The organism is Corallococcus sp. CA041A, assembly GCF_003612075.1.
Taxonomy (GTDB): domain Bacteria; phylum Myxococcota; class Myxococcia; order Myxococcales; family Myxococcaceae; genus Corallococcus; species Corallococcus exiguus.
Window position 1 is genome coordinate 1 of record NZ_RAWF01000458.1, and the last position, 3730, is coordinate 3730.

Here is a 3730-nt window from a genome sequence, read left to right on the forward strand (position 1 = left end):
GGGCGTGGGGGCGAGGGTGCCGGGACGACGGCGGAGCTCTCCGCGGCAAGGCTCACCGCGGGCTCGTCAGGGGGCTCGGCGGGGTCCACGTAGACGAAGCGGGTGGCGCCAATCTCCAGCTCGTCGCCGTCCTTGAGCGCCTTGCGGTTCACCCGCTTCTTGTTGACCTTGATGCCGTTGCGGCTGCCCAGGTCCTCCACGTGCGTGCCGGACCAGTCGCGGCGCACCTTGGCGTGCTTGCGGGAGACGAGGTCGTCCTTGAGGATGACGTCGGCTTCCTTCTCGTCGCGGCCGAAGACGTGCTCCTGGGCCTCGGAGATTTCAATGCGCTGGCCCTCGCGCGGGCCGTTCATGTAGCGCAGGAAGCGCTCCTCGCCGCCGGCGAGGCCGCGCATCGCGTCCTTCAAGATGCCGCGCGCGAGGAAGGACGTCTTGTCGCTGACGTCCGGGGCGATCTCCACGACCTTGTCGAAGCGGACGTCGTACTGCGCGATGGCGATGACGTCGCCGTTGCGCAGCAGTTCCTTCTCCCCCTTGGGGAGCGCCTTGCCGTTGATCTTCGTGCCGTACGCGCTGCCCAGGTCCTCCAGGAAGTAGAGGGTGCCCTCCTGGATGATGCGCGCGTGGTTGCGCGACACCGCCTGCTGCGGGAGCACCACCTGGCAGGTCTTGTCCCGCCCCAGGGTGATGACGGAGTCGTCGAGGACGACCTCTTGGCCCGAGGCGCCTCCGGCCTCGCTGCGCTGTGTGACGGTCAGACGGACGCTCATCGCGTGTGTCGCTACCCCAAGGGACGGCTAGAACGAGTCGTTGGCGAGGAATCTCTCACACGTCGTGTACTCGGTGGGGAATTCCTCGGAGGTACCAAACTTCATGAAGTTCTTGCACGCCGTCTGAGCGTGGGTCTGCTTGTGGGCCTCGGAGAAGATCTGGAAGAGGCCGAAGTGGCAGGGCGCGAACTTGGCATCCAGCTTCACGCACTTGCGGTAGGCGCTCTCCTCCTCCGCGAGGAGGCCCTTCTCACGGTACTGGCGCGCGAGCAGGTACATGGCCGGGGCGCTGTTCTCCGCCGTCTGGGTGTCCTTCAGCTCCTTGAGGGCGGAGTCGGTGAGGGCCACCTTGCGCTGGGCGACGGCGAGGCTGTTGAGGCAGCTGGAGTTCTTCTCATCCAGGCGGGCACAGTTGCCAAAGGCCTCGCGGGCCTCCGCGAAGCGGCTCTGCTCCATCAGCACCGTGCCCAGGTCGTGCCACACCTCCGAGGAGTCCGGGGTGAGCTGGGCGGCCTGGGAGATGTGCTCGAAGGCCGTCTCCAGGTCCTTTTCCTCGTAGGCCATGATGCCGAGGTTGTGGTGGGCGTTGGCCACGTTGGGGTTGACCGCGAGCAGCGTGTCGAACTCCTTCTTGGACTCCTTCTTCTTGCCCATCTTCATGTAGGTGAGGCCCAGGTCGTAGCGCGACTCCAGGTTGTCCGGGTTCACCTGCAGGGCGCGCTTGAAGTTGTCGTGGGCCTTTCCGTAGGCGCCTTCATCCAGGTAGAGGACGCCCAGGTTCTGGTAGGCCTGCAGGTGCTCCTGGTTGAAGCGCAGGGCCTTGATGAAGAACTCCTTCGCCTTGCCCTTGTTGCCCGAGTACATGGCGATGAGGCCTTTGTTGGCCCACAGGTCCGCGTACTGGGGGGAGAACTCCAGGCCCAGGTTGCAGTAGGTCTCCGCCTTCTGCAGGTCCCCGTTGGCCATCTCCTGCGCGCAAAGCTCATTGTTGATGAGCGCCCGTTCGTGCGGGGGCGGCGTGCTGAGACAGGCAGTGGTGGAGAGGGAAACGGCGGCGGTCAGCGTAAGGAAGAGGCGAAGACGCATGGCCGGCCGAGTGTAGGAGAGCGCCACCCCGTGAGGCAACGCCGGGCTTGTGCTGAATCAGCGCTGTTTTCCAGGGGTTAGGCCGGCTGTAGAGTGCCTCGCCATGCGTACCTACCTTTGTGCTTTCGGCTTGCTCGCTGCCCTGCTGGGCGCGGCTCCTGCTCACGCGCAGTTCTCCAACCGGAGTCTGGGCCTGTCGCTGGGCTACATGGACTTCAAGCGCACCGCGGGCCTCGCGGGGACGCCGTTCATCGGCCTGGAGGGCAGCCTCTACATCGAGAACGGCTTCGAGGTCGTCTCGCTGTCGAAGCTGATGTTCCCGACGGACACCTTCTCCACGCCGGAGAAGCGCGTGGTGGGCCTGGCGCCGTCGCTGGGCATCCGCTACCTGCTGCTGGAGGAGACCATCCGCCCGTACATCGGAACGGACGTGAGCTACCTCATCGTGTTCAAGGAGAGCATCAGCAACTTCGTGGGCATCGGGCCCAACGCGGGCGTGGACTTCTTCCTCAGCGACTCGGTGAGCCTGGGCGTGCGCGCGCAGTACAACTTCTACATCGCGCTCAACGAGGATACGCAGACGTCGCTGACGGGCTCCGTGGGCCTGGCGACGTACTTCTAGGTCCGGACGTGGGCCGCCCCAGGCGAGCCGCCGGGGCGGGCAGCAGGGCGGCGGCGACGAGCAGCGTCCACTTCTCGTCCGAGAGGTGGGCGGGCTTCTCCATGGCGAGCGAGTCCTGGAGCCGTGCGCCCAGCGCGGAGAACAGCGTGAGCCGGGCCTCCAGCCGCAGCTCCTCGCGGCGCAGGGCCGCGGACAGCACCAGCTCCCGCTCCTCGGTGGACAGCCGCTTCACGCGCGAGACGAACAGCGGATCCGCCAGCAGGCCCTCCTCGCCGCGCGTCTCCAGGGCGGAGGGCATCTTGAGGCGCCGCTCGCGCACGACGATGGTGCCGGCCAGCAGGTCCCCCAGCCGCTGGTGCGAACGCGACACGAGCGCGACCGAGCCGCCCACGAGATAGAGCAGCGGCAGCCGGTCCACCACGCGCGCCAGGTTGCGCAGGGCCGCGTGGTAGAAGCCGATGCGCACGCCGCTCTCCTGGATGACCCGGAGGGACATCACGCGCTTGCCCACCGTCTGGCCGGCCCACACGGTCTCCAGCGTGATGCCGTAGCCCCAGTCCACCAGGAAGTAGACGACGATGCCCAGCGCGCTGGCGAACCCCGGGAACGCGGCCATGGCCACCTGGAACACCAGCAGCACCACCATCGCGACGAAGCCGACGATGAGCGCGTCCATCAGCCACGCGAGGAAGCGCGAGTACACCCCCGCCAGCGTGAAGCGGAACTCCACGTACTCCGGGGTCAGCACCGTGTGGGTGCCGTCGAGCAGGGTGTCGGGGGTGGGCGTCACGGCGCCGGAGTGTACGCCACGCGGCCGGCGTTCCGTGGGGCTCACAGGAGTGTCCTTCCGTGGGGGCCGCAAGGACTCCCAGTCCGGAGTCTGGCTCCGACGCCGGGCAGGCGGGCGGCCGACTGCGACGGGAGGGTGGATGCTCGCGGGACCTGAAGAGTGTTATTCGTGAATAGCGGGCTCCACGTTATCCTGTCCGCATTCCCGCGCCCGTGGCCCCTTCTGAACCTTCATCCTGGAACCGCCGCGTCCTGCCGGCGGGTGCGTTCCAGTTCGCGCTCATCGCGGGAGTGACGCAGCTCAAGACGTCCGCGAACGCGCTGGTGTTGTCGCGCTTCGAGTCCCAGGCGCTGCCGTACCTCTACCTCCTGGGTGCGTTGATGACGGCGTCGCTGACGCTGCTGCCTCGTGCCCGGCCGGACGCGCCCACGGAGTCCCCGGGCATCCTCACCGGGGTGGGCG

5 protein-coding genes are annotated in these 3730 nt (G+C 67.4%); 2 read left to right on the plus strand and 3 right to left on the minus strand.

The window, feature by feature from the left end; translation table 11 throughout:
* Window positions 1–770, minus strand: a 770-nt coding sequence (locus D7V77_RS40910; protein WP_147452335.1) for an FHA domain-containing protein, incomplete at its 3' end; no start/stop codon positions are given.
* A gap of 27 nt (window positions 771–797) precedes the next feature.
* On the minus strand, window positions 798–1856 hold the full coding sequence (locus D7V77_RS40915) for a lipopolysaccharide assembly protein LapB (RefSeq protein WP_169822684.1): 1059 nt from the start codon (window positions 1854–1856) through the stop codon (window positions 798–800).
* 103 nt (window positions 1857–1959) lie between these two features.
* On the opposite strand from D7V77_RS40915, the gene D7V77_RS40920 reads away from it, so the two are divergent.
* A complete protein-coding gene (locus tag D7V77_RS40920; protein ID WP_120581588.1) occupies window positions 1960–2478 on the plus strand; it encodes a hypothetical protein in 519 nt (172 codons plus the stop codon).
* On the opposite strand, the gene D7V77_RS40925 is transcribed toward D7V77_RS40920, so the two are convergent.
* Window positions 2420–3268 (minus strand): RDD family protein, encoded by an 849-nt coding sequence (locus tag D7V77_RS40925; protein WP_120581589.1) that lies wholly within the window; start codon window positions 3266–3268, stop codon window positions 2420–2422. The two genes, D7V77_RS40920 and D7V77_RS40925, sit on opposite strands and share 59 nt — an antisense overlap.
* Window positions 3269–3480: 212 nt before the next feature.
* Between D7V77_RS40925 and D7V77_RS40930 the strand changes: the two genes are divergently transcribed.
* Window positions 3481–3730: hypothetical protein (locus D7V77_RS40930; RefSeq protein ID WP_147452336.1), on the plus strand; the 250-nt coding region annotated here is incomplete at its 3' end.